General features: G+C 53.9%; 21 protein-coding genes and 6 tRNA genes. 11 read left to right on the forward strand and 16 right to left on the reverse strand.

Going from position 1 to position 26,228, the window contains the following annotated elements:
• Nucleotides 1–84: 84 nt before the first annotated feature.
• Genes A6U95_RS00180 through fepD form a run of 3 tightly spaced genes read right to left on the reverse strand, consistent with a single transcriptional unit; the run spans nucleotide 85 to nucleotide 2,982 of the window.
• A complete protein-coding gene (locus tag A6U95_RS00180) occupies nucleotides 85–885 on the reverse strand; it encodes an ATP-binding cassette domain-containing protein (protein WP_065683000.1) in 801 nt (266 codons plus the stop codon).
• Nucleotides 882–1,907 carry an iron-enterobactin ABC transporter permease gene (fepG, locus tag A6U95_RS00185; RefSeq protein ID WP_065683001.1) on the reverse strand — a complete coding sequence of 342 codons (1,026 nt, stop codon included), beginning with the start codon at nucleotides 1,905–1,907 and terminating at the stop codon, nucleotides 882–884. Before fepG ends, A6U95_RS00180 begins: the two co-directional genes overlap by 4 nt.
• 1 nt (nucleotide 1,908) lies before the next feature.
• Nucleotides 1,909–2,982, reverse strand: coding sequence for a Fe(3+)-siderophore ABC transporter permease (gene fepD, locus A6U95_RS00190; RefSeq protein ID WP_065683002.1), 1,074 nt, complete (start codon nucleotides 2,980–2,982; stop codon nucleotides 1,909–1,911).
• 160 nt (nucleotides 2,983–3,142) lie between these two features.
• Here fepD and entS point away from each other — a divergent pair, with 160 nt between their 5' ends.
• Entirely contained in the window at nucleotides 3,143–4,411 is a 1,269-nt protein-coding gene (gene entS / locus A6U95_RS00195) for an enterobactin transporter EntS (protein ID WP_065683003.1), read from the forward strand.
• Here the strand turns inward: entS and fepB are convergent.
• Nucleotides 4,398–5,357: a Fe2+-enterobactin ABC transporter substrate-binding protein gene (fepB, locus tag A6U95_RS00200; RefSeq protein ID WP_081375791.1), complete on the reverse strand. Its 960-nt coding sequence runs from the start codon at nucleotides 5,355–5,357 to the stop codon at nucleotides 4,398–4,400. The two genes, entS and fepB, sit on opposite strands and share 14 nt — an antisense overlap.
• Before the next feature lie 194 nt (nucleotides 5,358–5,551).
• Here fepB and A6U95_RS00205 point away from each other — a divergent pair, with 194 nt between their 5' ends.
• The 4 genes from A6U95_RS00205 to dhbA are packed head-to-tail and all read left to right on the forward strand — an operon-like array spanning nucleotide 5,552 to nucleotide 10,015.
• Entirely contained in the window at nucleotides 5,552–6,760 is a 1,209-nt protein-coding gene (locus A6U95_RS00205) for an isochorismate synthase (protein ID WP_065683005.1), read from the forward strand.
• Nucleotides 6,761–6,770: 10 nt separating this feature from the next.
• Nucleotides 6,771–8,399 (forward strand): (2,3-dihydroxybenzoyl)adenylate synthase, encoded by a 1,629-nt coding sequence (locus A6U95_RS00210; protein ID WP_065683006.1) that lies wholly within the window; start codon nucleotides 6,771–6,773, stop codon nucleotides 8,397–8,399.
• 3 nt (nucleotides 8,400–8,402) lie between these two features.
• Nucleotides 8,403–9,257, forward strand: coding sequence for an isochorismatase (locus A6U95_RS00215; RefSeq protein ID WP_065683007.1), 855 nt, complete (start codon nucleotides 8,403–8,405; stop codon nucleotides 9,255–9,257).
• Complete coding sequence (dhbA, locus tag A6U95_RS00220) at nucleotides 9,257–10,015, forward strand: 2,3-dihydro-2,3-dihydroxybenzoate dehydrogenase (RefSeq protein WP_065683008.1); 759 nt, start codon at nucleotides 9,257–9,259, stop codon at nucleotides 10,013–10,015. Before A6U95_RS00215 ends, dhbA begins: the two co-directional genes overlap by 1 nt.
• A gap of 596 nt (nucleotides 10,016–10,611) precedes the next feature.
• Here the strand turns inward: dhbA and A6U95_RS00225 are convergent.
• From A6U95_RS00225 to A6U95_RS00240, 4 genes are all read right to left on the reverse strand, one after another.
• Nucleotides 10,612–10,687 (reverse strand) — tRNA-Lys (locus A6U95_RS00225).
• Nucleotides 10,688–10,720: 33 nt separating this feature from the next.
• Nucleotides 10,721–10,796: transfer RNA gene (locus A6U95_RS00230), tRNA-Val, on the reverse strand.
• Between the two features lie 38 nt (nucleotides 10,797–10,834).
• Nucleotides 10,835–10,910, reverse strand: a tRNA-Val gene (locus A6U95_RS00235).
• A gap of 33 nt (nucleotides 10,911–10,943) precedes the next feature.
• Nucleotides 10,944–11,019, reverse strand: a tRNA-Val gene (locus tag A6U95_RS00240).
• Between the two features lie 283 nt (nucleotides 11,020–11,302).
• On the opposite strand from A6U95_RS00240, the gene gltX reads away from it, so the two are divergent.
• From gltX to A6U95_RS00255, 3 genes are all read left to right on the forward strand, one after another.
• Nucleotides 11,303–12,718, forward strand: a complete 1,416-nt coding sequence (gltX, locus tag A6U95_RS00245; protein ID WP_024527144.1) for a glutamate--tRNA ligase — start codon at nucleotides 11,303–11,305, stop codon at nucleotides 12,716–12,718.
• 220 nt (nucleotides 12,719–12,938) lie between these two features.
• Nucleotides 12,939–13,014 (forward strand) — tRNA-Ala (locus tag A6U95_RS00250).
• Nucleotides 13,015–13,076: 62 nt separating this feature from the next.
• Nucleotides 13,077–13,152: transfer RNA gene (locus tag A6U95_RS00255), tRNA-Ala, on the forward strand.
• A gap of 53 nt (nucleotides 13,153–13,205) precedes the next feature.
• Here the strand turns inward: A6U95_RS00255 and A6U95_RS00260 are convergent.
• The 5 genes from A6U95_RS00260 to A6U95_RS00280 all read right to left on the reverse strand — a co-directional run bounded on the left by A6U95_RS00260 (nucleotide 13,206) and on the right by A6U95_RS00280 (nucleotide 19,460).
• Nucleotides 13,206–14,801, reverse strand: coding sequence for an altronate dehydratase family protein (locus A6U95_RS00260; protein WP_065683009.1), 1,596 nt, complete (start codon nucleotides 14,799–14,801; stop codon nucleotides 13,206–13,208).
• A 50-nt stretch (nucleotides 14,802–14,851) separates the two neighbouring features.
• Nucleotides 14,852–16,162, reverse strand: coding sequence for an MFS transporter (locus A6U95_RS00265; RefSeq protein ID WP_065683010.1), 1,311 nt, complete (start codon nucleotides 16,160–16,162; stop codon nucleotides 14,852–14,854).
• An 18-nt stretch (nucleotides 16,163–16,180) separates the two neighbouring features.
• Nucleotides 16,181–17,080: a dihydrodipicolinate synthase family protein gene (locus tag A6U95_RS00270; RefSeq protein WP_065683011.1), complete on the reverse strand. Its 900-nt coding sequence runs from the start codon at nucleotides 17,078–17,080 to the stop codon at nucleotides 16,181–16,183.
• Nucleotides 17,081–17,317: 237 nt separating this feature from the next.
• Complete coding sequence (locus A6U95_RS00275) at nucleotides 17,318–18,085, reverse strand: IclR family transcriptional regulator (RefSeq protein WP_065683012.1); 768 nt, start codon at nucleotides 18,083–18,085, stop codon at nucleotides 17,318–17,320.
• Nucleotides 18,086–18,272: 187 nt separating this feature from the next.
• Entirely contained in the window at nucleotides 18,273–19,460 is a 1,188-nt protein-coding gene (locus A6U95_RS00280; RefSeq protein WP_021178662.1) for a NupC/NupG family nucleoside CNT transporter, read from the reverse strand.
• A 378-nt stretch (nucleotides 19,461–19,838) separates the two neighbouring features.
• Here A6U95_RS00280 and A6U95_RS00285 point away from each other — a divergent pair, with 378 nt between their 5' ends.
• A complete protein-coding gene (locus tag A6U95_RS00285; RefSeq protein ID WP_065683013.1) occupies nucleotides 19,839–21,074 on the forward strand; it encodes an Nramp family divalent metal transporter in 1,236 nt (411 codons plus the stop codon).
• Between the two features lie 122 nt (nucleotides 21,075–21,196).
• On the opposite strand, the gene A6U95_RS00290 is transcribed toward A6U95_RS00285, so the two are convergent.
• Nucleotides 21,197–21,583: a DUF2502 domain-containing protein gene (locus tag A6U95_RS00290; RefSeq protein ID WP_065683014.1), complete on the reverse strand. Its 387-nt coding sequence runs from the start codon at nucleotides 21,581–21,583 to the stop codon at nucleotides 21,197–21,199.
• 257 nt (nucleotides 21,584–21,840) lie between these two features.
• On the reverse strand, nucleotides 21,841–22,830 hold the full coding sequence (gene mgrA / locus A6U95_RS00295) for an L-glyceraldehyde 3-phosphate reductase (RefSeq protein WP_065683015.1): 990 nt from the start codon (nucleotides 22,828–22,830) through the stop codon (nucleotides 21,841–21,843).
• A 244-nt stretch (nucleotides 22,831–23,074) separates the two neighbouring features.
• On the opposite strand from mgrA, the gene A6U95_RS00300 reads away from it, so the two are divergent.
• Nucleotides 23,075–24,736, forward strand: coding sequence for a thiamine pyrophosphate-binding protein (locus A6U95_RS00300; RefSeq protein ID WP_065683016.1), 1,662 nt, complete (start codon nucleotides 23,075–23,077; stop codon nucleotides 24,734–24,736).
• On the opposite strand, the gene A6U95_RS00305 is transcribed toward A6U95_RS00300, so the two are convergent.
• Nucleotides 24,712–25,602, reverse strand: a complete 891-nt coding sequence (locus A6U95_RS00305) for a LysR family transcriptional regulator (RefSeq protein ID WP_024531247.1) — start codon at nucleotides 25,600–25,602, stop codon at nucleotides 24,712–24,714. The genes A6U95_RS00300 and A6U95_RS00305 overlap by 25 nt on opposite strands.
• 99 nt (nucleotides 25,603–25,701) lie before the next feature.
• Here A6U95_RS00305 and A6U95_RS00310 point away from each other — a divergent pair, with 99 nt between their 5' ends.
• Nucleotides 25,702–26,160 carry a multidrug/biocide efflux PACE transporter gene (locus A6U95_RS00310; protein ID WP_065683017.1) on the forward strand — a complete coding sequence of 153 codons (459 nt, stop codon included), beginning with the start codon at nucleotides 25,702–25,704 and terminating at the stop codon, nucleotides 26,158–26,160.
• The last annotated feature ends 68 nt before the right edge of the window (nucleotides 26,161–26,228 follow it).

Consider the following 26,228-nt stretch of genomic DNA (forward strand, 5'->3'; position numbering starts at 1 on the left):
CTCTCGCGCTCACGGTGAGGATCTGTCAGTAGAGCCATCGGCTATCGGCCGATGGCCTGATTTTCATCGTGAGTTTGCTGGCCGCTATTTCCCCAATGGCACCACCAGCGGCGTATGCGAAACCGGATCGTCGATGATCACGCACTTCAACCCGTAAACCTCCTCGATCAATTCCGGCGTAACAATGTCTTTTGGCGCGCCCTCGGCCACTACTTTGCCGTCGCGCATGGCGATCAGATGGGTGGCATAGCGGCAGGCATGGTTGAGATCGTGCAGCACCACTACCAGCGTATAATGATTCACCCGGTTCAACTGGCGCAACAGCTCCAACAGATCGATTTGGTGAGTGATGTCCAGCCAGGTGGTCGGTTCATCCAGCAGCAGCAGCGGTGTTTGCTGGGCCAACACCATGGCGATCCACACCCGCTGGCGTTGGCCACCGGAAAGGGTATCGACGGGTTGATCGGCCAACTGTGCCACGCCGGTTGAGCGCATGGCCTGTTCCACTGCCTGCTGATCTTCTTCGCGCCAGCGGCTGAACAGGCTCTGATGAGGGTAGCGGCCACGGGCAACCAGATCGAACACCGTGATATCACCTGGGGCAATTGAGCTTTGCGGTAACAGGCCCAGTTGGCGTGCGACTTCCTTGGTGGGATATTCGCGGATTTGTCGGCCGTTCAGCCATACTGAACCCTCCTGCGGTTGCATCAGGCGGCTGAGGGTGCGCAGCAGCGTGGATTTACCACAGGCGTTTGGCCCGATAATGACCGTCAGTTCGCCGTGAGGAATAGACACTGAAAGATCGCGTGCGACGATTTTCTTGTCGTAGCTCAGCGTCAGGTTTTCGGCACGCAGCGGTGCGGTTAACGGGGTTTCAGCATTCATTTTTTTCGTGACTCACGGATAAGTAACCAAATCAGATAGATGCCACCTATGCTGACGGTCAAGACGCCGACCGGCAACTGATAAGGCATAAACAGGCGCTGCGCTGCCACATCGGCCGCCAGCAATAATAGGGCACCGGTCAGCGCGGTGAGCAGTAAGACATGCTGGTTGGCGCACAGGCGGCGGGCAATTTGCGGGGCGACCAGGGCAATAAAGGAAATCGGCCCGGCCACGGCGGTGGCGGCAGCGGTTAGTATCACGCCGACCAACAACAACAACAGCCGGGAGCGTTCAACCCCAACGCCGAGTGCGCAGGCGGTGTCATCCCCCATTTCCAGCAACCGCATACGCCTTGTCAACGTCAGCAATACCAGTAACGCCAGCAGCAGCACCGCCAGCACCGGCAGGCTTTTCGCCCAGGTGATGCCGTTGAGGGATCCGGCATACCATAGCCCAGCTGTCATGGACGCTTCCAATGAGGCGCTGATGATCATCCAGGTATTGGCGGCCAGCAGCAGGGCACGAACGGCAATCCCGACAATAATCAGGCGGAAGGTTTCTACCCCGTTGCTCCAGGCCAACAGATAAACCACCCCGGCGGTAAGCAGGCCACCCGCCAACGCCCCAGAGGTAATGCCGATAACGCTGCTGTTAAACAGCACGATGGCGACCAGTACGCCGCTATAGGCTCCCGTATTGAAACCAATCACGTCAGGGCTGCCGAGCGGGTTACGCAATAGTGACTGGAAAATCGCACCGCTGAGGCCGAGCGCTGCCCCCAACAGTAAAGCCATGGCCACACGTGGCAAACGCCACTGGGTGACGATCACCGCAAGATTGGCCGGGCCTTCTCCGCGTAACGCGTCGATCACCTGCGCAGCGCTGAGCTGCAAGGTACCAGAACCGAGGGCATAAACCGCCAGCGCAAGGCAGGCGAATAACAACAGCAGGGCAGTTGCTAAAGGACGCGCCAGCCGAAACGGCTTTTTGGCGAGGATCTGGCGGGAAACCAACAGGCTCATCTTATCCTCCCCGCCGGAACATACGGCGCTGGCGCACCAACATAATCAACATCGGCGCGCCGATCAGGGAAAGTACGATGGAGACCCGCAGTTCCCCCGCGACCAGAAAGCGCCCCAGTAAATCAGCGCTCAGTAGCAGGATTGGCGTTAAAACCAGCGTCCAGGGCAGCATCCAGTTGAGTTCTGACCCCGCCAGCCGCCGGGCAATGTGGGGCATCATCAGCCCGACAAAGGCGATAGGGCCAACGGCGGCGGTAGCTCCGCCACACAGCAGCGTAATAGCCAACAGGCCAAGCAGTTGGGTGCGAATAATTCCGGTGCCGAGCGCCGCTGCAAGCTCACTCCCCATGCTCAAGCTGTTCAACGCCTTGCTAAGCCACAGGGTGATCAGCGTGCCCAGCAGGATTGGCAATGCTACGGCACGTACCACCGCCATATTCTGAATGTCCAGTGTGCCAGCCTGCCAAAAACGCAGCTGATCGAACACCAGAGGATTGAGCAGAGCGATGCCGGTGGTCATCCCTTCCAGCACAGCGGCCAGCGCCACCCCGGCCAGCGTCAGGCGCACAGGATTAACGCGGCTGCCGCCCATTGCGCCTACCAGCGCCACCAACAGCGAGGCAAACAGCGCACCGGCAAAGGCGAACCAAAGATATTGGCTGACATTGGCCGCACCAAAGAAGGTAATGCCCAACACCACGGCGAAACCGGCCCCGGAGTTAACCCCCAAGATACCAGGGTCTGCCAGCGGGTTGCGGGTGAGGGTTTGCATCAGTGCGCCAGCCAGCCCAAGCGCGATGCCAGCTAATACGCCGATCAGCGTGCGTGGCAGACGTGCTTCAGTAATGATGACGCAGTCTGCGCCATTGCATTGGCCACTCAGAGCGGCAACGACGTTACTGAAAGGAATGGATTTAGCCCCTAGCGATAGGCTGAGCATCATTACCAACAGCAGCACGGCAAAGGCGCACAGCAGGCCAAACAGGCGCTGCCAGAAGGAGTGGGATAACCCCAGAAACAGAATGCCCCTGCGGTCAGGAAGCGGAGGAGAGCAATTAGGTGTAAGCCGGAACATGACAGCCCATTGTTAACTGAATATCAATGATATCTATTATCATTATTGATTGTATTTATCTATGGTAGCATGGCAGCCTGACCAGCACTAGCGCTGAGCCTATCGAATATCGTGTCGTTGTTTGTGGAAGATCAAGGATATAAGTTGTGGTGATAACAAAATGAATAAACCCTCTATTTTGCTCGATTTTAGCCTGCTTAGGACCAACCCCGCTTTTCGTGCCGTATTCTGCGCCCGTTTTATTTCGATCCTGGCATTGGGCCTGATGGCGATCGCCATTCCGGTGCAGATCCAGGCGTTAACCGGCTCAACCTTGTTGGTCGGGTTGTCGGTGACCCTGGCGGGCAGCGGAATGTTTGCCGGTTTACTGATGGGGGGCGTGTTGGCCGATCGTTATGAACGCCGTCGCCTGATCCTGTTTGCGCGCTCAACCTGCGGTGTGGGTTTTCTGGGGCTGTGCCTCAATGCTGCGTTGCCTGCACCTTCATTGACGGCCATTTATCTTCTCGCGGTGTGGGACGGATTTTTTGGTGCGGTAGGCGTGACGGCGTTGCTGGCGGCGACACCGGCCATCGTTGGCCGTGAGAATATCGTACAGGCCGGGGCCATCAGCATGCTGACCGTGCGCTTTGGGTCGATCCTGTCTCCCGCTATCGGCGGGCTGGTGATCGCCGGGGCGGGTATCAGTTGGAACTATGCACTGGCGGCCTTGGGGACGTTGATCACTCTGATCCCGCTATTAAAACTGCCCCAGTTACCACCTCCGCCGCAGCCCCGTGAACACCCGCTGCGGGCATTGATCGGCGGCTTCACCTTCCTGTTCCAGAACAAGGTGATTGGCATGGTAGCGCTGATTGGTGCGTTGATGACCATGGCCAGTACGGTGCGCGTGTTATATCCAGCTATCTCGGGCATGTGGCAGGTTACCACCCAGAGTTTGGGGATCATGTATGCGGCGGTGCCATTAGGGGCGGCGATTGGCGCATTTACCAGTGGCCGGGTGGCTCAGATGGCACGGCCAGGCTGGATGATGTTGATAACGGCGATAGCGGCTTTCGTGGCCGTGGGGCTGTTTGGCCTGATGCCTTGGTACGGCATGGCGTTGTTGTGCCTGGTGGTGTTTGGCTACCTCAGCGCACTGAACTCGCTGCTGCAATATGGCCTGATACAGAACCTGACGCCGGACGCGTTTCTGGGCCGGATTAACGGCCTGTGGACTGCGCAGAACGTAGTAGGGGATGCGCTTGGTGCTTTGCTGCTCGGCGCGATGGGGGCATTTATGCTGCCAGCGATGAGTTCGACCAGCTTCGGTTTCGGTGCGGCGCTGCTGGCTGTGGTGCTGGCGTTTGCCATGCGTGGCCTGCGCAACGTGAGCATGGGCGGGCAGAGCGATAAACTCCAACCCGCCACTGCGACTACGGAGAAATAAACAGCTTTTCCAGACGCGTCAGCAAGTTGCTGGCGCTGTAATAATCCAGCCGGAAGGTGTCGTTCCCCAGGGCATAAACCCGCTTGTTCTCCACCGCGGGCAGATGGGCCAGGAAACTGTTGCTCATCAGCCGCTGCACGTCGCTTTCGTCATTGGCGAATAACAGCAGCGTTTGGCCATTCAAGCCTTCTGCCAGGTTTTCACCGCCGAGTTGGACGATGTCTTTCCGCGCCCCTTGGCTGGTGCTGGCGTTGAGTTTGGGCGGCAAGGTGGCCAGGGTAAAGCCTAGCTGTTGCAGCAGTTGCCCTTGTGATGAGTCGGCGGTCCACAGGTTGGCATTCTTGCCATCGCTGCGAAACACCAGTGCCGTTATGGGCTGTGGTGGCAATGTCATCTGCTGTTTCAGCGTTTTCTCACGGCGATCAAACTCGCTGACGATCTTCTCCGCTTGTGCTTCATGGCCGGTCGCTACGCCGAGGATGTTGGCCAGTTCCTGCCAGCTTTTATCGTCGTAGTTCACCACCAGTACCGGAGCGATGGCCGACAGTTGATCGTACAGGCGCACCGCAGAATCGGCTCCGGTAGCGGACATTACAATCAGGTCAGGTGCCTCACCGGCGATCGCCTCGGCGTTGGGTTCACCAATATATAGCCGCTTCACTCCACGTTTGGCCGCAATCTCTCCCCACTGGTGGAAAAAGCCCTGCCGATCCGACAGCCTATTGTTTGGGCTGGTGGCTCCGCTGGCGATCACCGGAGCGTCTATCGCCAGCAGTGTCCCGGTAACCGTCACGCTGGTGGAAACGATGCGCTGTGGGGGGTGGTTAAGGGTGATAACGCCGTGCGAGGTTTCGATACTGCGCGGCCAGGCTTGAGTCTCGGCCTGGGCTACGCTCAATGCCAGCAGGCCAAACAGCGCCAGGCTGAGCCGTAGGGGAATTGACATCGGTGACATCCTTTTAATTCGAATGATTATCATTCATTGGTCAGAAACCGCCAAGTTTAACTGTTAATGTGGGTTAGCAGAAGAGGTTACGTTTATTGACATGGTAAGTTCTGGCAGGTACTTTATCGCGGATGCAATACAAATGATAATCATTATTATATTGGTTATTGTTAATGAAACAAGAGGAAGTACCTATGGACGTAGCCGTTAAGGGCGCTGCGCAAAAGGACCTGCAACAGGGTGTAGATCTGGCACAGGTCGCCACAATATCCCCGACTTCAGGTTTCTTTTTTACCTCGCCTTTTCGCAGTCTGAGCACCCAGGGATGCTTTGCCCGCATCACCTTGCCAGCGGTTGATGGCGATGACCTGCAGGGTCAATTCCAGCAGGCGATACAGCAGGCTTTTGCGCAAGCCCGCAAGGCAGGCATCAAGGATCCGCTGCTGTGCGGCGCAATCCCTTTCGATACTCGTCAACCCTCGTCACTGTTTATCCCACAACAGACACAATGGTTCGATCGTGAAGCCCTGCAGGCCAGTTTGGCGCCTGCTGCCGGATCGATCCCTGACATTGTCCGCCAAACTGAATTGCCAGCGCAGCCGCAGTTTATGCAGATGGTTAGCGATGCCGTACAGGCAACTAGCGGTGATCGATTGGATAAGGTGGTACTCGCCCGCCTGTTGGACATTGAAACCAGCAAGCCGGTAGACCACGCAGCGTTGATGGCACGCATCATTGCCCAGAATCCGCACGGCTTCCATTTTCACGTGCCGCTGGCAGAGGGGGCATTGGTGGGAGCCAGCCCGGAGCTGCTGCTGCGTAAATTTGGCGACCAGTTCCATTCCAATCCGCTGGCGGGTTCGGCGCGGCGCGAAAGCGATCCGCAGCGGGATCGGGCCGTCAGCGAACAGTTGTTGGTTTCAGGCAAAGACCGTTATGAGCACCAGATCGTGACCGAAGGCATGCGTCAGGTCTTGGCTGGGCGTTGCAGTCATTTGCATATTCCCGCAACCCCCGAACTGCTCAGTACCACCACGTTGTGGCATCTTTCGACGCCAATCGACGGTGAAGTGGCCGATCGGGCAGAGAATGCTCTGTCGCTGGCCTGTCTGCTGCACCCGACGCCAGCATTATGCGGTACTCCAACGGTGGCAGCGCGCGATCTCATCGAACAGCTTGAGCCGTTTGACCGGCAGCTGTTTGGCGGCATCGTCGGCTGGTGTGACGCCGAGGGCAACGGAGAATGGGTCGTCACCATCCGTTGCGGCACCGTCAAGGGTAATCAGGTACGCCTGTTTGCCGGTGCGGGCATCGTGCAGGACTCTTCCCCGCAGTCCGAATGGCACGAAACTGGCACCAAACTCAGCACCATTCTGCGTGCGTTCGGTCTTAATCAAGGATAGAGAGTCCTCCATGACTATTGCTTTTACCCCCTGGCCTGAAGAGTTCGCGCGCCGTTACCGCGAACGCGGCTATTGGATCGATCGGCCATTGACCGACATTTTGTCCCGTCAGGCCAACAATGACGCCGTTGCCATGATCGACCCACAACGCAGCTTAAGCTACCGCCAACTGGAACAGCTTTCCGACCGTCTAGGTGCCGCCTTGTTAAGACGCGGACTGCAATCGGGCGATACCGCGTTGGTTCAACTTGGCAACGTGGTTGAATTCTATGTGGTGTTCTTTGCTCTGTTAAAAATCGGCGTGGTGCCGGTGAATGCCCTGTTCAGCCATCAACGTAGCGAACTGAACGCCTATGCCAGCCAAATCAAGCCTGCGCTGCTGATTGCCGATCGCGATCACGCCCTGTTCGCTCAGGATCAGTTCCTGGATACGTTCAGAGAACAGCATCCTTCGCTACGGGTGGTTGGGCTGCGTAATCAGGCCGAAGGTGAACAGGCGTTGGCCGCTTGGCTGGAAGAGGAACTCGGTGCTTTTGAACCGACGCCAACGGCCGCCGATCGGGTGGCGTTTTTCCAGCTTTCCGGTGGCAGCACCGGTACGCCGAAGCTGATCCCGCGCACTCATAACGATTATTACTACAGCATCTGCCGCAGCGTGGAGATTTGCCGCTTTGACAGTGCTACCCGCTATCTATGTGCGTTGCCGGTGGCCCACAACTACCCAATGAGTTCTCCGGGCGTGTTGGGGGTGTTTTACGGTGCCGGGCTGGTGGTATTTGCCAGCGATCCCGCGGCTGCACAATGTTTCAAACTGATCGAACAGCATCAGATCACGGTCACCGCGCTGGTGCCGCCTGCCGTTACCCTGTGGCTACAGGCGATCGAAGAGTGGGGCAGCAATCAGCCGTTAGCCAGCCTGGCGCTGCTGCAGGTTGGCGGAGCCAAATTGGGGGAAACCCTGGCGGCCCGCATACGCAACGAGATCGGCTGCCAGTTGCAGCAGGTGTTTGGCATGGCCGAAGGGCTGGTGAACTACACATTGCTGGATGACGACGACCAACACATTCTCACCACCCAAGGCACGCCAATGTGCCCGGACGACGAGCTGTGGGTGGCAGATGAACAAGGTAATCCGCTACCGGTAGGGGAAACGGGCCGCCTGATGACGCGTGGGCCATACACCTTCCGCGGTTATTACCAAAGCCCTGAGCATAATGCCGAAGCCTTTGACGAGAACGGTTTCTACTGTTCCGGCGATTTGATCAGCCTGACGGCGGACGGTTATGTGCAGGTACAAGGGCGGCAGAAAGACCAAATCAACCGGGGGGGCGAAAAGATTGCCGCAGAAGAAATTGAAAACCTCTTATTGCGCCACACGGCGGTGATTAACGCCGCGCTGGTGTCGATGCCGGACGATCTGATGGGTGAAAAAAGCTGTGCCTTCGTCATCGCGCACGAGGCAGTCAAACCCGTGGTGCTGCGCCGCCATCTGCGTGAGCAGGGCGTGGCCGAATTTAAATTGCCCGACCGCTTTATTCAGGTGGAGTCACTACCGTTAACCCCGGTCGGCAAAGTCGATAAAAAACTGCTGCGTGAACGCCTGGAAACGCAACAACTGGCTCAGGCCAAAGGAGAATAAGTCATGGCGATCCCTAAACTTAACGATTATGCGTTGCCAACGCCGAGCGAGCTGCCGGTTAACAAGGTTAACTGGGCCTTCGAGCCACAGCGCGCGGCATTGCTGATCCACGACATGCAGCAATATTTCCTTAATTTCTGGGGCGAAGATAGCCCGTTGATCAAACAGGTGGTCGAGAACATCGCCGCTCTGCGTCGCTACTGCAAGCAGCAGGGTATCCCGGTGTTTTATACCGCGCAGCCTAATCAGCAAAGTGATGAAGACCGTGCCTTGCTGAATGATATGTGGGGACCGGGGCTGAACAAGCACCCTGAGCAGCAGGCGGTGGTCAGCGAATTGGCACCGGATGCTGACGATACGGTGCTGGTTAAATGGCGTTACAGCGCGTTCCACCGTTCGCCATTGCAAGAGATCCTGCAAGAAAGCGGGCGCGACCAACTGATTATCTGCGGCGTCTACGCGCACATTGGCTGCATGACCACGGCTATCGACGCCTTTATGCGTAACATCAAACCGTTTATGGTGGCCGACGGCCTGGCGGACTTCTCCCGTGAGGAACACCTGATGGCCCTGCGTTACACCGCCGGGCGCTGTGGCCGCGTGGTGACCACCGCAGATCTGTTACCCGGTATTGCCAGCATCGATGCGCTGCGCCAGCAGATTATCCCGTTGCTTGATGAAGATAGCGAAGAGATCGGCAATGATGAAAACCTGATCGATTACGGTCTGGACTCGGTACGTATCATGGAGTTGGCAACCCGCTGGCGTAAAATTCGTGAAGATATCGATTTTATCGCGCTGGCCAAATCACCCACGATCGATAGCTGGTGGGCGTTGCTTTCCGAGAGGAGATCCTGATGGCTAGAGAACAGGAGTTTAGCGGTAAACGCGTTTGGGTGACCGGTGCCGGGGCGGGGATTGGTTATCAAACCGCATTGGCATTTGCACAGAGTGGGGCCGAGGTTATCGGCTTCGATCTGCATTTTGGCGATCTGGACTATCCGTTCCGCACCGAGGTGCTGGATATCACTGATGCCGCTATGGTAGATAGCGTTTGCCAGCGTTTATTGGCGGAACATGAACGGTTGGACGTGCTGGTCAATGGGGCTGGCGTTCTGCGCATGGGGCTGACCGATGAAACCAGTAATGCGGACTGGCTGGCCTGCATGGCGGTGAACGCGGGTGGTGCCTTTAACCTGTTCCGTCATACCTTGCCGGTGTTCCGCCGCCAGAAGCAGGGGGCCATCGTGAGCATTGCTTCTAACGCGGCCCATGTACCACGTGTTGGCATGGCGGCTTACTGCGCCTCCAAGGCCGCTATGCGCAGCCTGTGTCAAACCGTAGGGCTGGAAATGGCACCTTATGGCGTGCGCAGTAACCTGGTTTCCCCCGGTTCGACCAATACCCCGATGCTACGCGGGATGTGGCAGGACGAACACGGCGAAAGCAATATGATCAAGGGGTTCCCCGACCAGTTTAAGTTGGGTATCCCATTGGGCAAGATTGCCCAACCGCAGGAGATTGCCGATGCGATTCTGTTCCTGGCATCTGATCGGGCTAGCCATATCACGATGCAGGATATTGTGATCGATGGTGGGGCGACGTTGGCGGCTTGAGTTATTGCCAATGCGTTAAAACCGTAGGGAGCCGAGTTGGGCTCCCTTTTTGTTGTTGATGGTTAGTAACTAATTGCCTTTAAAATATTTATTTCTTTGCGGCGGCTAGGTTAATGGCGGAATAACCGGTGGCACAGACTGTTCCCTCTCCTTGGGGAGAGGGTTAGGGTGAGGGAGATATCACCGTTGGCTGAGGAGGCGGTTGCCGGGTAGGTCAAAAGAAGTAGGGGGCGAACATTAGGCACCTGTACGGTGGGTCTGGCAGGATGACCGGCCGCTGCCGTTGTCTCGCAAGCGAGACTCGAACCTGAACGCAGGTTCTCACCCACACGCCCCTTCTTTGCGTATGTGCTGAGGGAGACGGTACTCTTGTGTGGCGCGCATATGCGAAAAAGGCGCCTAAAGGCGCCTTTTTCTAAATGGTGGTGGGTCTGGCAGGATGACCGGCCGCCGCCGTTGTCTCGCAAGCGAGACTCGAACCTGAACGCAGGTCCTCACCCACACGACCCTTCTTTGCGTATGTGGTGAGGGTGACGGTACGATAGTGTGGCGCGCATATGCGAAAAAGGCGCCTAAAGGCGCCTTTTTCTAAATGATGGTGGGTCGTGCAGGATTCGAACCTGCGACCAATTGATTAAAAGTCAACTGCTCTACCAACTGAGCTAACGACCCACGAATGTGGTTTACTGCTGTCTGAAACTGAAATGGTGGGTGATGACGGGCTCGAACCGCCGACCCCCTCCGTGTAAAGGAGATGCTCTACCAACTGAGCTAATCACCCACTTCAGGACTTCCAGATACTACCAAATGAGAGAATGATGGTGGGTGATGACGGGCTCGAACCGCCGACCCCCTCCGTGTAAAGGAGATGCTCTACCAACTGAGCTAATCACCCTCATTGTTCTCATTTCTTACTGCGTTAACAAGATGGTGGGTGATGACGGGCTCGAACCGCCGACCCCCTCCGTGTAAAGGAGATGCTCTACCAACTGAGCTAATCACCCCGTCTTGTTGGAGTCGCATTATAGGGATAGTTGAAAGTGAGTCAACGGTTTTTAAAATGATTTCAATCGTTCGCCGCAAATTTAGACAGGATGCGATATTTATCGCCGACCAGGACGATTCTTTGCACAGTATCATGCGTAGTGGGCCGCAAAGCGTAGCGGCCGATAGCGTGTCGGCGTTGAGGAATTAGCATGGAGTGGTAGAATGTCGCCCACTATTTTACATTCCGAGCAATCGTCGGCACTCCGCTGACACGCGTTGCGTAATAAGGCAGTGAACCCAATGAAAATCAAAACCCGTTTCGCCCCAAGCCCGACCGGCTATCTGCACGTCGGCGGCGCCCGTACTGCGCTCTATTCCTGGTTGTTCAGCCGCCATTTCGGCGGTGAGTTTGTATTGCGTATCGAAGATACCGATCTCGAACGTTCAACCCAGGAGGCTATCGACGCAATTATGGATGGCATGAACTGGTTGAACCTGGATTGGGATGAGGGTCCGTACTTCCAGACCAAGCGTTTCGATCGCTACAACGCGGTGATTGATGAAATGCTGCAACAGGGAACGGCCTATAAATGCTATTGCTCGAAAGAACGCCTGGAAGCGCTGCGCGAGAAGCAAATGGAAAACGGCGAGAAGCCACGCTATGACGGCCATTGCCGCGATAGCCAGTGCAGCCACACAGATGACGAGCCACACGTTGTGCGTTTCCGTAACCCGCAGGAAGGCTCGGTCATCTTCGACGATAAAATCCGTGGCCCGATCGAGTTCAGCAACCAGGAGCTGGACGATCTGATCATTCGCCGTACCGACGGTGCGCCAACCTATAACTTCTGCGTAGTGATCGATGACTGGGATATGGAAATCACCCATGTGATCCGTGGTGAAGACCATATCAACAACACCCCGCGCCAAATTAACATCCTGAAAGCGCTGGGCGCTCCGGTGCCTGAATATGCTCACGTGTCGATGATCCTGGGTGATGACGGTAAAAAACTGTCTAAACGCCACGGTGCCGTTGGCGTGATGCAATACCGTGATGACGGCTACCTGCCGCAGGCATTGTTGAACTATCTGGTGCGTCTGGGTTGGTCCCATGGCGATCAGGAAATTTTCTCTATCGACGAGATGAAAGAGTTCTTTACCCTGGATGCGATCAACAAATCCGCCAGCGCCTTCAACACCGAAAAGCTGCAGTGGTTAAACCATCACTACATTAACCATATGCCAGCGGAAGAAGTGGCGGTGTATCTGGCATGGCATGTTGAGCAGCAGGGGATTGAAACCCGCAACGGTCCGGAACTGAAAGATCTGGTCAAACTGCTGGGCGAGCGTTGTAAAACCCTCAAGGAGATGGCGGAGTCTTGCCATTACTTCTACCAGGACTTCAGCGAGTTTGACGCCGATGCGGCGAAGAAACACCTGCGTCCGGTCGCACGCCAGCCGCTGGAGGCCGTGCGCGCTAAACTGGCCGCTATTACCAACTGGACGCCAGAGAACGTGCACGACGCCATTCAGGGCACCGCAGACGAACTGGGCGTGGGTATGGGCAAAGTAGGGATGCCATTGCGTGTCGCGGTCACTGGCGCTGGCCAGTCACCGGGCATGGACGTTACCGTACATGCTATCGGCCAGGCTCGCTCCCTCAAGCGTATTGATCAGGCGTTGGCTTATATTGCCGAGCGTGAAGCGCAAGCCTGACCGTTAGTTGCCAGCTAAACCGACAAAGCCCTGCGAAGTGATTCGTGGGGCTTTTTTCTTGCCGGTTTATTTTGTGCCCAAAGCGGCGGTTTTTTAGTATTAAACGCGCTGATTTGGCGGCTTTTTCAGCGCTTGATCGAGGAATTCAATTTAGCCGTTGACAGGGTTTCTGGGGTTTCATATCATGCGCCCCGTTCACAGGATTTCGTGATTGTGGATTGGGGCTATAGCTCAGCTGGGAGAGCGCTTGCATGGCATGCAAGAGGTCGACGGTTCGATCCCGTCTAGCTCCACCAACCTTTTATCTCAGGAAGGTTGGAGAATACCGTAACGCACGGTTAATGCGTACCACTTTTGTGGGGCTATAGCTCAGCTGGGAGAGCGCTTGCATGGCATGCAAGAGGTCGACGGTTCGATCCCGTCTAGCTCCACCACCATTTAAAAAGCCGACCCTTGGGTCGGCTTTTTGCTGTTCACAGAAGCTCGGCTAGAGATCCAGTGAACGTTTCCACAACATAAAATCATACTGTTCCAACCGTTCGGCCTTCACCTTGTAGGTGCCGCTGGCGGCTTCGATAACCTTGGTAAAAAGGCCATCGGCAATCGAAGATAATGACTGACCTTCAATAACGCCGCCACAGTCATAATCAATGATGTCAGGCATCCTTGCTGCAATCGCTGAATTGGTCGAGATTTTTAATACTGGCACAATCGGGTTACCGGTAGGCGTTCCGAGCCCAGTGGAGAAAATTACGACGTTACATCCTGCGGCTACGAGCCCGGTAACCGCATCGACATCGTTCCCGGGAGTGCAGACCAGTGAAAGCCCAACATCCGGCATGGGCTCTGCATAATCACATACCGCACTGATCGGTGCCCGGCCTCCTTTCTTGGCCGCTCCCGCAGATTTAATCGCATCCGTGATCAAGCCATCGGTAATATTGCCAGGACTGGGGTTATCCGCAATCGACGTATCAAAGAAGTTGGCCACGGCCTCGTAGCGTTGCATCAATGAAAGAAATTTCTCTTTCAGCGGCAGACTGACGCAGCGTCTGACAATATCGCCTTCTGCACCGCACAATTCCGGGAATTCTGCCAACCCTGAAGCTCCACCGAGGGCAATCAACCGGTCGGATACCACTCCCATGGCCGGGTTGGCACTTATCCCTGAGAAACCGTCAGAGGCCCCACATTTAACACCGATCTTCAGGCTGGAGAGTGGAACATCCATCCGTTCCACTATTGGCGCATCCCGGATGAGATGGTAGGTAGAGGTTAACGCATCCTGCATCATTTTCTCTTCGCTGCTCCATTCTTGCTGCTTGAAGTAGATAGTGGGTTTGCTGAACGCCGGATTGCGCTGCTTAAGTGCCTGCTGAAAATCGACAATCCGTGCCTTTTCACAGCCTAATGCAAACACGGTCACCCCCATTACATTAGGGTGATCTGCATAGGCAGCCAATACCTCGCACATGGTCATACTGTCTGAGGTGGCACCGCCACAACCAGAGGTCACGGTAATACATCTGACTCCGTCCAAATGGGGGAATGGCCGCGAAACTTCCGGAGAATGAGCGCTACCAGAAGCAATCTGATGGGCAAAGTTCTTCAGGTTATTATTGCTGTAGCCTAATGCTTCATTCATTGCATCAGTGACTTTTTGAACGTTGCGGTTTTCACAAAATACCAGCGGTATCACCAACCAATAATTCGCCGTACCGACCCGACCATCGTCACGCACGATGCCGCGAAACGTGAGGTTCTGCCAGGCTGAAATATCTGGGTTTTCGAAATGGTATGTCGTTTCATCCTCCAGAGTGACCGGTGCTGCATAATGGCTGATATTGTCGGTAGTAACAGCCTCCCCTTTTGCAATTGGCTTAGTAGCTTTGCCGACCGGGACGCCATACAGGGAAACGAGGTCACCTACGGCAACGTCTTGAGTCGCAAATTTATGCTTGGCTTTAACATCGCTGTTTAAAATATATTCTTGATGATCCCAATTTACCCGCTGGCCTTTTTTTAAATCCTTCAGGGCAACAATAAGATTATCTGTAGGGTCAATTTTCAAGATGGTCTGCATTCGATTATCCTTCGTTATTTGGTGACCGTTTATGGGTAATTAATCAGGGGTTAATGGTGTTGCAGTGCAACCGCGTCAATGTTTTTTCTTTTTGCCAGACCGGCGATCAATAACGCACAACACACCGTGATTAACGACAATGCCAACAGCCCCGCTGTATCGCTGTTAAACCATTTATCCACTTCGACGCGGATCAATGGTGCCAGGAAGCTGCAGAAGGCCCCCATGGTGGTACAAAAACCGATACAGGCAGCCAATGCTGAGCCCGATACGATCTGCGGTGGGAAGGTCCAGAAAATGGGTTGCACCGAGAGGAAACCAATGGCTGAAAGAGATAATGCGGCTATCGCCAGGACCGGCCCCGCATAGGCGGACACCGCTAAACCAATGGCTGCAGCCACCATACAGCCGACTGAAATACTGACACGTCGGGTAGGCATTTTGTCTGAAAGGCGTGGAATATAATAAACACCTACTGCTGAACAGGCCCAGGGAATGGCCGCAACCAGCGACTCCTTAAACCCTAAGGTAGACCCCATCAACGTAGCCACTTGTGAAGGCAAGAAGAACATCAGGCCGTAGACACTAATTTGGATCGTGCCGTAGATCAGTGCCAGATGCCACACTTTGATACTTTTAAGCGCCGTTCTCACGTTGCTGGTTTCGGTTTGCTGTTGCTCCAGAGTCAATTGATCCATGAGGGCTTTCTTTTCGCTGGCGGTGAGAAAGCGTGCTTTTGCCGGTGAGTCATCCAGATAAAACCAGGCAAAGATCCCCATGAATAATGCCGGCAGCCCCTCAATAAAGAACATCCAGAACCAACCCGGTTTTCCCAGGAAACCGTGCATTTCCAACAAGGCACCAGAGAGAGGAGAACCTAGCGTCAGAGCTAGAGGAACGCCAAGCACAAAAATACCTACAACCGAAGCTCTCACCTTATTAGGGAAGTAAATAGAAGCCAGTAATAAGATGCCGGGATAGAAACCCGCTTCCCCCAGGCCCAATAAAAAACGCAAAACGATAAACTGTGTTTCAGTTTGAACCAGGCCCGTCAGCGCAGAAAGCACGCCCCAGAATGCAGTCGTGATGCTTAACCATTTTTGCGCCCCAATCTTATTCAGGATCAGGTTGGCGGGAATACCAAACAGGGCATAGGCTGCAAAGAATATGCCAGCCCCTAGAGCAAATGCGGAGTTTGACAGGCCGATATCCACCTGCATCGCCTCCTTGGCAAACCCCACGTTTACCCGATCAAGAAATGCAATAAAATACAGAATAAACATTAATGGAACTAAGCGTTTCCACGACTTTTTAATCGCAGAGTTCAGTTCAGGATTATCATAAGCAGCAAGCGTATTCATAAATCCTCCGTAATGGGATTAACGTTGTAGGCTAATATTGGCTCGGGATAGGATTTTCAAAACTTCTTCCGTCTGTTTGTCTTGCAGTCCATTGAATGGGCGAGTGCAATATACCGAGTCAATAACGCCACGGAGTTGCAGCGTTTTCTTGAAGGTCGCAATGAAGGGATCGTTGACGTTATAAATATCCATCAAGCCATCGACTTTTCTTTGATACATGGCCACCGATTCGAGGTCGTTGTGCTCAAATGCGGCCATCCAGGCTTGGAAAACCTCCGGGCAGATATTGGAAAGTCCGCCAATACACCCGTTACCACCTGATAACACATTGTGGGCAAAGTTATTATCATAGCCAGCATAGACTTCAAAATGAGGGATCTCTGCCTTGACTTTATTGATAACCTGAGCAGTGTGTGCGGTATCTGGGACCGTATCCTTAAGGCCCACAATATTGGGATAACGGTCGGCCAATCTTAGGCAAACCTCAGGAGTTACCGAGTATCCGGTGCGATCGGGGAAATTATAAATGAATATCTTAGCCGTTGTCTGACGGGCTATCTCACTGTAAAAGGCGTAAATACTTTCATCAGAAAGCCGGAAGTAATAGGGGCTGATGATCATTACGCCGTCTAGGCCACACTCCTCGGCGTAATTGGCAAGCTCTACGGCTTCAGCAATATCCATTCTGCTCGCTCCGGCGTAAGCTTTCATGCAGCCACGCTCAAACTCCGATGCTAACTGAATGAGCTGTTTAGAGAGCTTCATATTCAACGAGAAAAATTCGCCGGTGCTGCCCATCACAACAAACCCAGATACATAGCCTTTGATGTAATCGTACAGACGTAGGTTCTGCTCAGGATCAAGCCGTCCAAGATCGTCAAACACCGTAACTACAGGGGTAAGGTAGCTGCTTTTCATATGTCTCCCACTTGTTCGTATATACAAACATTGTTCTGATTAACGAATGAGATATAGAAAAGCATGTGACTAAAGAGAAGTCAATTAATCAGGGTTTGTTATTTTTGTATTAAAAATCAATTGGATAATCTTGTTTTAAGCGAAGGTATGGCGATTTTATGGATGTTTAAATGCTTATATTGTGTGCAGCATCACAAGTTTCATGACGCTTTTGATGAGGAGATCGCTCGGGATAACTCAGAAGTTGCTTATCTCAGGTAATTTGTCCAAGGTATTTTCTATTTTTTTCCGTGCCAAGAGTAGGGACGCTAAAACCTGCTCATTCTTTTCCTGAGTGGCTCTAAAGTAAGGTAGCGAGACGCTGATAGCCGCCAATATTCGCCCTTTTTGCAACAGCGGTACGGCAAAACACACCGTATCTTCGTTAATTTCTCTGTCGTCCATAGCATAGCCTTTGGCAGCGACTTCATTGAGTTGCTCACGTAATTTCTGCGAGCTCTGTACGCTGCGTGAAGTTACAGGGGAAAATCCATTCGGATAAAGCGCCATAATCTCTTCATCCGTGCATTGGGATAGCATTGCCTTCCCTAGCGCGGAAAAAATGGCTGGCAGCCTGGTACCTATTTTAGAGACCAGTTGAACGGTCTGCTCACCCTGAATTTTATCGATGTAAAGCACATGGGCTCCATCCAGCACCCCCATCTGACAAACTTCATTGCATTCAATCACTACGTTGCGCATTTCTGCGTTGATCATCCTGAGCCAATACTCCTTTTCGAAGGTGGCACTGGCCAAGACTGCGCAGGAAACACCCAGCGTATATAACCCGGTTTTTCCGTTATGATTGATATACTTGCGCGATAGGAGAGATTTTAGGATTGGGAATATCGTCCCTTTGGAAATACCGGTTTTAGTCGCTAACGCGGAGAGAGTCATTCCCTCTTCGTTCGCCAGAGTTTCCAGTATCAGCAAGACGCGCTCGGTAGGTTTATGCAATGTATCCATTTTTATCTCAGGAAGTTATCAGGATCATCAACAGCAATCGGGCAAAACCCATTACACAGCATATATCAATGAAATTCCAGTATTTTTATATGAGCCACACGCGTCAAGGCGGAGAGTCTTCCAATAAAAAACGCCCGATAAACTTCATCGGGCGTCTTAAGACTAGAACTTGTCGATTCTAAAGCTGTTAGCCCAGAACCAGGCCTGTGATGGCCGCTGACAGCAGGCTAACCAGAGTTGAGCCGTAAACCAGCTTCAGGCCGAAGCGTGAAACCACGTTGCCTTGATGTTCGTTCAACCCTTTAATCGCACCGGCTACGATACCGATAGAAGAGAAGTTGGCGAAGGACACCAGGAACACGGACAGAATACCCATGCTGCGTGGGGACAGCTCAGCACCGATTTTCTGCAGTTCCATCATGGCGACGAATTCGTTGGAAACCAGCTTGGTGGCCATGATGCTGCCAACCTGCAACGCTTCGTGCTTAGGCACGCCAAGGACCCAGGCAAATGGATAGAAGAAATAGCCCAGGATTTCCTGGAAGCTCAGGCCGAAGATGGCGCTGAACAGGCCGTTAAGCGCGGCAATCAGGGCGATAAAGCCAATCAGCATCGCGGCAACGATAATCGCCACCTTGAAGCCTGCCAGAATGTATTCACCCAGCATTTCAAAGAAGCTTTGGCCTTCGTGCAGATTGCCGAGGTGCAGCTCTTCTTCTTTACTGGTGTCATAAGGGTTGACCAGTGAGAGGACGATAAAGGTGCTGAACATGTTCAGTACCAGCGCCGCCACTACATACTTGGCATCCAGCATGGTCATGTACGCACCAACGATGGACATGGAAACTGTCGACATCGCGGTAGCAGCCATGGTGTACATACGTTTTTCTGACATCTTGCCCAGCACATCTTTATAAGCAATGAAGTTCTCAGATTGGCCCAGAATCAACGAACTTACGGCGTTGAAGGATTCCAGTTTGCCCATACCGTTCACTTTAGACAGCACGGTCCCGATGATGCGGATGATAAACGGCAGCACTTTGATGTATTGCAGAATACCGATCAGGGCAGAGATGAACACGATTGGGCACAGCACCTTCAGGAAGAAGAAGGCCAGACCTTTATCACCCATCCCGCCGAACACAAAATCAGTCCCTTGCCCCGCAAACCCGAGCAACTTGTCGAACATTGCTGCAAAGCCTTTTACAAAGCCTAAACCTGCTTCCGAGTTCAGGAAGAAATAGGCCAGTAACACTTCAATAACCAACAACTGAATAACATAGCGGATGCGGATGTTTTTACGATCGCGGCACACTAACAGGGCCAGGATCGCAACCACCACCAACGCTAACGCAAAGTGCGCAATATGGGACATGTTTGCTCCAAATTTGAGGCAGGCTGAATTTCGGTTGTCATTTTATGTAACGCCAAGTTTAAAAACGAGACATTCATAGCAAATATGGAAAATCATAGTGGAGATAGTCCTAATCTATGACGGCAAAGCACCAAAGATCAAGATGTTAATAAAGATGCGTGTACGTGGCATTTTTGTGCTACTTTTATTATCAAGCGTGATCTGCTCTGAACCCTGTGATCTAGAGTAGATGGAAACGCTAGGATTTCATGCGATCTGTTCGATAAAACCTTCGTTTTTGGCTATCGCAGAGATAACCATTATCGCTGCAAATGCACTTGATAATCATTATCACTTGGGTAAAGATGAAGGTGAGCTAAATTAGTAAGGGTTTTCGCTATGCTGAACAGTCGCGCGGTTAACAATTCCTCCAGCCGCCCGTCCAGAAAGATCAAACTTTCTCTGATGGGGCCTGCCTTTATCGCCGCCATCGGCTATATCGACCCCGGTAATTTTGCCACTAATATTCAAGCTGGCGCTTCTTTTGGCTACACGCTGCTGTGGGTGGTGGTATGGGCCAACGTCATGGCGATGCTGATCCAACTGCTGTCTGCCAAACTCGGCATCGCTACCGGTAAAAACCTTGCCGAACATATCCGCGATCGCTTCCCGCGCCCGGCCGTCTGGGCCTATTGGGTGCAGGCGGAGATTATCGCGATGGCCACTGACTTGGCTGAGTTTATCGGTGCCGCGATCGGTTTCAAACTGCTGCTGGGGGTAACGCTGTTGCAGGGGGCTGTCCTCACCGGCATTGCCACCTTCCTGATCCTGATGCTGCAAAAACGCGGGCAAAAGCCACTGGAGCTGGTGATAGGCGGCCTGCTGCTGTTTGTGGCAATGGCCTATATCGTGGAACTGGTATTTTCTCAGCCGCAGCTGAGTGGGTTGCTTAGAGGGATGGCGATCCCTGATTTGCCGAATGGTGACGCGGTGTTTCTTGCTGCAGGGGTGTTAGGGGCAACCATCATGCCGCATGTGATTTATTTGCACTCTTCTCTGACGCAGACCGCCGGTAAAGACTCTAAAGCAGAACGTTATTCAGCCACCAAGCTGGACGTGGCGATCGCCATGACCATTGCCGGTTTTGTTAACCTGGCGATGATGGCCACCGCCGCTGCCGCATTCCATTTCAACGGCCACAGCGGCATTACCGATCTTGACCAAGCCTACCTGACGTTGCAGCCGCTGCTCGGCAATGCGGCGGCCACCATTTTTGGCCTGAGCCTGGTTGCCGCAGGTCTCTCTTCTACGGTGGTAGGGACCTTGGCGGGGCAGGTGGTGATGCAGGGCTTTGTCCGTTTCTATATTCCTATCTGGGTGCGGCGGGTGGTCACCATGATGCCATCGTTTATTGTCATCATGATGGGGATGGATGCGACGCGTATTCTGGTTTTGAGCCAGGTACTGCTGAGCTTTGGTATCGCCCTGGCGTTGGTGCCGCTGCTGGCGTTTACCGGCAACCGTGAACTGATGGGGGATATGGTCAACGGTCGTCTGATTCAGAATCTCGGTAAGCTGATTGTGTTGGTTGTGGTTGGGCTCAACGGTTATTTGCTGCTCAGCAACCTGATTTAGGGTAGTTCCTCTCGCCCTAACCCTAACCCTCACTCATGGCGAGGGGATGAACGTGCTACAGACTGACTTCTGTACCTGATGCCGATCGGCTCCCTCTCCTAGGGAGGGGGTGGGGTGATGGGTCAATCATCATGATCGTGATGATGGTTTTTGTGATGATGCTTGTTCTTATGATGCTGTTTTTTATACTTTTTGTAATAGTATTTATCGGCCTTGCGGTAGCGGCCATCATGATAGTAATAATTTTTGTGCCAGTAATCGCGGTCACGCCAGCGATAGCCATCCCAATAGTAGCCCCGGCGGTTGCGCTCCCCTAAATCACGCCCCTGATGACCATGCCACCAATCGCGATCACGCCAGTCGTAACCGTCCCAGTAATTGCCCCGTTTGTCCTGGTCACCAATCTGCAGTGAGACCCCCGGCAGCAAATCAATATTGATGCTGCTAGCATGGGCGGTGGGCATGAAAAGCGCCACCAGAATGGCAGCGGTAAACAGAGGTTTGAACATTTAAGCTCCCTTGGCCGGGTACCGATAATGAAGCACGTTCATCGGTATAGGTTTTGGCCATGCAAAACGGTTGTTATCCCTCGTTCTTTAACGCGATGCGTAAAATCCATGAGGTATTTATCCGAGGGATGCTATCGCCGTGGAGCGACCGCGCCTTTGGGGAAATTCTGAAAGCCATGGGGAATACCGGGGATTGGGAGTTATCTGAGAGGAAAGGTGAAAAAACCGCCGATAACCTACCGGCGGTTTGTAAGCGATTACATCAGGATCTGCTCAATCTTGGCGATCTCTTCTGCGCTGAACTTACGGTTGGCCAGCATACCGACCGCATCTTCAATCTGGCTGACTTTGCTAGCACCGATCAAAACGGAAGTGACCCGATCGTTACGCAATACCCAGGCCAGCGCCATCTGCGAAAGCTTTTGGCCACGCTGTTCTGCCAGCGCGTTCAGTTGGCGAACCTTTTGCAGTTTCGCTTCGGTAATCTGCTCGGGAGTGAGCGAGCGGCTGCCGCTGGCTGCGCGGGAATCAGGCGGAATGCCTTGCAGATAGCGATCGGTCAGCATGCCTCCGGCCAGTGGTGAGAAGGCGATAGACCCCACGCCATGCTCTTCCAGCGTATCCAGCAACTCGGGTTCGACCCAGCGTTCAAACATCGAGTACTTCGGCTGGTGGATCACGCAAGGAGTACCAAGCTGTTGCAGTATGGCAAATGCCTGCCGCGCCCGTTCGGCCGGGTAATTCGATAACCCGACATACAGCGCTTTCCCCTGGCGGACTATCAAATCCAGCGCCGCCATGGTTTCTTCCAGCGGCGTATCTGGGTCAGGGCGGTGATGGTAGAAGATATCCACATAGTCGAGCCGCATGCGTTGCAGGCTCTGGTTCAGGCTGGCGACCAGGTATTTCTTTGATCCCCAGTCACCATAGGGGCCAGGCCACATGGTGTAGCCCGCCTTGGAAGAGATAATCAGCTCATCGCGATAAGGCTGGAGATCCTGATGCAAAATGCGGCCGAAATTCTCCTCGGCAGAACCCGGCGGTGGCCCGTAGTTATTGGCCAGATCGAAGTGGGTAATGCCAAGATCGAAGGCACGATGTACCAGACTGCGCGCATTGTCATACAGCGAGCTATCACCAAAGTTGTGCCACATACCGAGTGAAACGGCTGGCAGTTGCAGCCCGCTGCGGCCACAGCGGCGATATTCCATATTCTGGTAGCGGGCAGGCTCAGCTTGATAAACCATAAAATCCTCATCGACGGCGGGAAATGATATTCAGTGTATGCGCTTACATCTGGGTTGTCAGAGTGCCAGATCACGCTAATTGTCCGCCATTTATTCAAATTGCTTATGGATGATCTCAACTGCATGCCATTAGTGCGCAGATGTAAAGTGAGGTTTCCAGTGCTTCTTGCCGATAAAGTTCGAAAATTCGGCAGCATCTTTAATACTTAATACTAACCATTCTCCCGTTACCTAGGTGATGATCATGAGCAAGAGCTATACGGTGGCAGATTACCTTCTCGATCGGTTAGCCCAGATTGGCATTCGCCACTTTTTCGGCGTACCGGGAGATTACAACCTGCAGTTTCTCGATCACGTTATTGATCATCAGCAGATAACCTGGGTCGGCTGCGCCAACGAGCTAAATGCCGCCTATGCTGCCGATGGTTATGCCCGCTGCAAGCCAGCTGCGGCACTGCTGACCACCTTTGGCGTGGGTGAATTAAGTGCGATAAACGGCATTGCCGGTAGCTATGCCGAATACCTGCCGGTGATCCACATTGTTGGCGCCCCGGCTTTGCGAGCCCAGCGTGCCGGGGATTTGTTGCACCATTCGTTGGGGGATGGAGATTTCGGTCATTTTGCCCGCATGGCGAAAGAGGTCACCATCGCCCAGGCCAGCCTGACGGCCAGCAATGCGGAAGCGGAAATCGATCGCCTGTTGACCACCGCACTTTATGAGCGCCGCCCGGTGTACCTGCTGTTGCCAAGTGACGTTGCTGAAGCTCCGTTGGCTTCGCGCCCGGCACCTTTAGTGTTACGCCAGCCCAATCTGTCCGACGTTTCCTTACAGGCATTTATCGCCGCCGCACGAGAAAAACTGCAGGCAGCGCAGAAGGTTTCTCTGCTGGCCGATTTCCTGGCAGAACGCTTTGGTGCCGAACCGGTGCTGGAACAATGGATGAATGAGGTCAATATTCCCCATTCCACATTGCTGTTAGGCAAAAGCGTGTTGGATGAAACCCATGCCTGCTTCACCGGAACCTATGCCGCAGCCGCGAGCGATCCGCAAGTCAAGCAGCAGATTGAGGGGGCCGATGTGGTGATTAACGTCGGGTTGCGTTTCACCGACGCCATCACCGCCGGTTTTAGTCATAACCTGCCCGTGGATAAATGCATAGATATTCAGCCGTTCGAGGCAAGGGTTGGGCAGCAGGTATTCAGCCAGGTCCCGATGCGGGACGCTGTGAAGGCCTTACACCAACTGACGTTATCGTTAGCCAGCCAATGGACGTTGCCGTCGATCAAACGGCCAGCGTTGCCAGGTTCCAGTGCCAGCGGTCTGGATCAACATGGTTTCTGGCAGCAGATCCAAGACTTCTTGCTGCCGGGAGATATCCTGATTGCGGAGCAGGGCACCGCCTGTTTTGGCGCGGCGTCGTTGACGCTGCCGCAGGGTTGCCGGTTTATCGTACAGTCCTTATGGGGGTCGATCGGCTATACCTTACCGGCGGCGTTTGGCGCGCAGACTGCCGAGCCTCATCGTCGGGTGGTGTTGCTGATTGGCGATGGGGCCGCTCAGCTTACCGTGCAGGAGTTGGGGAGTATGTTGCGCGATGGGCAAAAGCCGGTGATCTTGCTGCTGAATAATGACGGTTACACTATCGAGCGAGCCATCCATGGGCCGGAACAGCGCTATAACGATATCGCGCAATGGAACTGGACGTGGTTACCGCAGGCTTTATCGCTCGATCATCAGATGAAGTGCCTGCGCGTCACCGAGCCTGAGCAGTTGCGTGCGGCGCTTGGAGAGGTCGGTGGTTGCGAGCAACTGGCGTTTATCGAGGTGGTGCTGCCGAAAATGGATTTTCCCGAACTGCTCGATAGCGTGTCACGGGCCATTCAATCGCGTAATGCGGCGGCTTGATCGTTGGCATTTTCCAGCAGGCGATCCAATAACCACAGCCCCGCCGGCCCCGGCGGGGTAAGCTTGGACCATACGGCGTCGACCGAGATAGTTTGCGGCCAGCCACGCATTTTCAGCTCTGTCAGACGTTGCTGCCCGTACTGTTTGACCAGCCAGTGCGGCAATATCGCCCAACCTGCCCCTTGTTCCGCCATCTCCAACAGCATCAGATAACTGGGCGCCGACCAGGTTCGCCCGCGCGGTTTAGTCGCGTTGTTGCTGGTATAGGTGTTCAGGTAAAGTTGGCGGCTGCTGGCAAGGTGGGCCTGCGTCAGGGCCGGGAGACGGGTCAGCGGATGGTCATGAGCGACAAATAGCCCCATTTCAGTCTGTTCTGGCAGTCTGGAGACGGCAATCTCGGGGGGATAGGTGGGTTGAACCGCCAGCATTCCCAGGTGAGCGCGGCCAGTCTGTAGCAGATCCAGCACATCCTCCCCTTCGGCGATCATACACTCCAGCTCAATATCCTGATAACGCCGCTCGAAATGTTTCAGCAGGTTATCGTGATGATTGGGTTGATAGGTATCGGAAAAAACGATGGTCAGCCGTGGTTCGATATTGTCCCCCAAGCGGATGCTCAGCGCATCGAGCCGTTCGCTGGCCGCGAGAATTTCCTGCACGTGGCCCAGCACCTTGCGGCCGGCCTCTGTCAATACTGGTTGGCGGGCCTGGCGATCGAATAGCGTTAGCCCAAGATCTGCCTCCAGATTGGCAATGGCGGTGCTGATGGTGGATTGGCTTTTGCGCAGCCTACGTGCGGCAGCAGAAAACGAGCCTAACGCGGCGGCCTCAACAAAGGCCAGTAGGGCTTCTGGGGAATAGCGCATGATGTATCTACTTTATCGATGGAACCTATTTTTAATCTACGCAAAAAAACGATGATAATCACCTGACTTTTTCAATAATGTTCATAAAGCAGGTGAAGTATGCAGTTGCAAAACAAGTCGTTGGTTGAACGTATCGTTCACGCCGTGGGGTTCGAAGCTATCGCCGTGATGATCTGTGCCCCTTTGGGTTCATGGCTGCTTAACCGCTCGATGGCGCAGGTAGGGGCGCTGGCGATCATGTTATCTACCGTCGCCATGCTGTGGAACATCGTTTATAACTCGATCTTTGATCGGCTGTGGCCGGTGAGTCGAGTGGTCAGAACGCTGAAAGTGCGTATTGGCCACGCCTTTGGCTTTGAAGCCGGGTTTGTGCTGATTGGTCTGCCGATAGCCGCGTTTATGCTCAATATTTCGTTGTGGCAGGCCTTTGTGTTGGAGATTGGTTTCTTCCTGTTCTTCCTGCCCTATACCATGGCGTACAACTGGCTCTACGATACCCTGCGCCAGCGTTGGTTCGAGCCGCGTCAGGCTCGGGTTAGCAGTTCGCGCAGCAAATAATTGCTTCGTCAGTCAGGTCGTTCTCGGGTAATGTCTGGTTGATAGTGAGTCAAAACCAAGGAGAACCG

This window comes from Serratia sp. 14-2641, assembly GCF_001692375.1.
Lineage (GTDB): Bacteria > Pseudomonadota > Gammaproteobacteria > Enterobacterales > Enterobacteriaceae > Chania > Chania fonticola_C.